The organism is Alkalibacterium indicireducens, assembly GCF_039522005.1.
GTDB lineage: Bacteria > Bacillota > Bacilli > Lactobacillales > Carnobacteriaceae_A > Alkalibacterium > Alkalibacterium indicireducens.
On record NZ_BAAADA010000065.1, the window covers coordinates 1 to 3,080 of the forward strand.

Annotated in this window: 2 protein-coding genes; both read right to left on the reverse strand. The window is 45.0% G+C overall.

What is annotated here, in order from left to right; genetic code table 11:
* Positions 1 to 344: 344 nt before the first annotated feature.
* Positions 345 to 785 (reverse strand): phosphatase PAP2 family protein, encoded by a 441-nt coding sequence (locus ABFX15_RS04165; RefSeq protein ID WP_346024242.1) that lies wholly within the window; start codon positions 783 to 785, stop codon positions 345 to 347.
* A gap of 135 nt (positions 786 to 920) precedes the next feature.
* On the reverse strand, positions 921 to 2,942 hold the full coding sequence (locus ABFX15_RS04170) for a right-handed parallel beta-helix repeat-containing protein (RefSeq protein ID WP_346024243.1): 2,022 nt from the start codon (positions 2,940 to 2,942) through the stop codon (positions 921 to 923).
* Positions 2,943 to 3,080 lie beyond the last annotated feature (138 nt).

Consider the following 3,080-nt stretch of genomic DNA (forward strand, 5'->3'; position numbering starts at 1 on the left):
AAGTGGGTTGTTGTATAATGGACATAAGGAATCCCTCCTGGAGTACGTGTCTTAGTCGACAACCTAATTGTGCCATATGGGGGGGTTCCTTTTTTCTATGTTTTAAAAAAGTTGATTTATCAGGTGTTAAACACGACAAATAATTATGAAATTGGCTCAACTAGGTTCTGCTTTCGATAAGTCAGTCACACTTAGCTGAAAAGGAAGGTCAGTCTGCCTTAGAACAGAGCATTTAAATAATATTAAAAATGGAGGGGATGTACTTAAGATAAGTACGAACACCTCCATTTTTATACTCAAAGTGAGTCAGATATGGGTAAACTTGCCTCGTCTGATAATCTATACTAAAGAAGAAATCCCAACACACCGGACAATATCCCGATAATTGCTCCAGCAATCACATCTCTCGGATAATGGACGCCGCCAATAACACGCAGGACGGCCAGCACGCATCCGATCAGCATGAGAAAGACTCCCAGTGGACGGGATATAAAATAGAGGGTGGAGGCGATCACGAAAACTGAAAAGACATGGCGACTAGGAAACGATTGGCCTTTAGTATCTTTATTTAGAATAGGTGCCTTGCTAGTAACCTCATAGGGTCGGGGGGCATCGATAAAGCGTCGTAACAGGCTCACCAGTACAAAGGAGATAAGCGGCCCCAGCAGCACGCGCCAGAATCTGGAGTCACCTGAGAATAATAGTACCACGATGATTACAGGGTAGATGGCATACACCGTATAGGTAATGAGTCGATTGGAAAGGTTAATTACTTTTGCATACATATCATGACCATCCTAGCATATAATTTATTACATAATAGCATAATCAATCGTTCTAGTGGAGTGGAAGTCAATAATCTTATTGTATTAATAAAAAAAGAACCAGACAAATGTGCTGTCTGATTCTTTAAAAACTATTTAAACATCAAATTCTGCAGAAGCTTTCTTTTCCAGTTCAAATGGACCGGCTGTCAGTCCAGCATCAGGTCTCCGGTGTCCGAAAAAGTCCGAATCGAAGCGATACGGTGATCTATCAGGCTGCTCGAAAGACATATCGGCATGATATGCTTTTCCGAGAAGATCGGTTGTAGCCACCATGGAAGAAGCAGCACGAAGCAAGTCCGGATCGTTTACTTTGACACTTACTTTACCTTCATTCTGATCGATTGAAATATCGATTCCTTTCTGTTCAGAAGAAGGAGCATGAGGATCGTGGCTGCTAGAAACAGCGTTGTTCAGGTATACGTTTCCTCCCATAGCGACAGGGAGCACGGCATTACCGACCAGAATATTATTTTCGGCATCTCCAAGTTCAGCCATTTCCTCTTTAGTGTACTGCCACCACGGCTTATCTTTTGCATCGGGATGGTCGTTGTATCCGCCAAGCCCGACTGGATGCAGGTAGCAGATTGAATCTTCAGGTATACCATCCATTACAGCACCACTGCCCTCTGTTTCTTCTCTTTCTTTAAGCGGAAGATGCTCAAAGAAGGTGATAGGCACAGGCTCTTTGTTTGTCTCTTCATTCCCTAAGAAAAGGTTATTGTAGTATCTGTCATCTCCACCACTAATATTAGAATATCCAGCCATGGCTGTCTCATGCGGGAAATGGTAAGGTGTCGTTCGCGACAGTTCGGACTGAACGACAAATTGTCCGGCAAACAAATTATGGACAAAAGCACCACCTTGAGCCGTGTTTCTGAAATTCATTGGAGACAGGAACAGGTTGTGATCAACTAAATATGGGCCATGACAGACTTCAACAAATAAATCTTCTGATAGATTGTCGAAAAACAGATTACGGCTGATTCGAGTTCCTTGTGCCTGCCAGTCAAGCCAGAGGCCACGGTAGGAACTGTATATCTTATTGTCACTGATTTGAGTGTCCAAAGCAGCATGAAGCTTGATGCCTCCTACTTCAGCACCGTGTCGGATACGCTTGTGGTGGATATTGTAAATCTTATTCTGATAAATGCTGCTGAAGGCTGCACCCATATGGCCGACAATTCCAGCCTGTTCACAGTCGTGAATCACATTGTTGCGGACAATATGACTACCGACACGGTCCTTATCCCAGCCGGATCGCAAAGCTCTCAGAATTACTTCCTGTTCACGCTGGGTCCCACCTTTACTGTGATTGTCACCGTCTCTAGTGTGCCCAGTCCCGATGGCAGTGCCAAGACTGATCCCGACGTTCTTGGACTCGCTGATCACGTTGTTTTCGATGATCCATCCTTTACTCCAGTGTGTTCCGATCAGTCCCTCCTGAAATTCAGTTGGCGCTGCCCACTGAGGAGAGGCCTGACACAGAGTGAATCCGCTGACCGTTATATAATCAAGACCCGGTTTTTCCGGCCAGAAACAGTGCGGACGCACGCTGATTTCGACATTTTCTTCGCGCGGATCTTTCCCACCAAAATTAGCCCAGATCTTAGTCGTTTTAGAATCGACTTCAGCTGTCCATTTGAGCAGAGAAGCTTCTGAGTACTTGGCTTCCGACCAGACTTCAGGCTTATGTACGTGCTCTACTTTCTCACATTCATAAAGCGACTGACCGTCGAGGCATACTTCACCGAGGTGAGCCGTAAAAGCGCCGTCAAAAAGCCAGTCGCCACTTAGTTCTTCTTTAAAAGGGTGTCTTGCGGAAAATAGGCTGTTAGGGACCAATGTACTCCAGACCTGATCACCTTCGTCTGTCCAGTCTGTCAAGCGCTCTGCTCCAGTAATGACGACTTCGCCATCTCCAGCTGCTTTGTAGACGATTCGATGATCGACGGTTCCACCATTTGCGGGATTGACCCATTCACGGTACACGCCTGCATGGACGGTAACGGTATCACCAGGCATGGCCAGGGCTGCAGCTTGAGAAATGGTACGGAAAGGCTGGTCAGCTGTTCCTATAGCCTGATCACTTCCACTAATTGATACATGATAATTCATTTGTTTCCTCCTCGTATTCTGTCATGATTGTGATCAACAGAGTCATTAGACAATTATAGGGTACTTAACTCAAGTTTCGCACCCTTAAGAACTCCGTTCTATCCTTTACATCATAAGGATTATTTAGATTAATCAGCT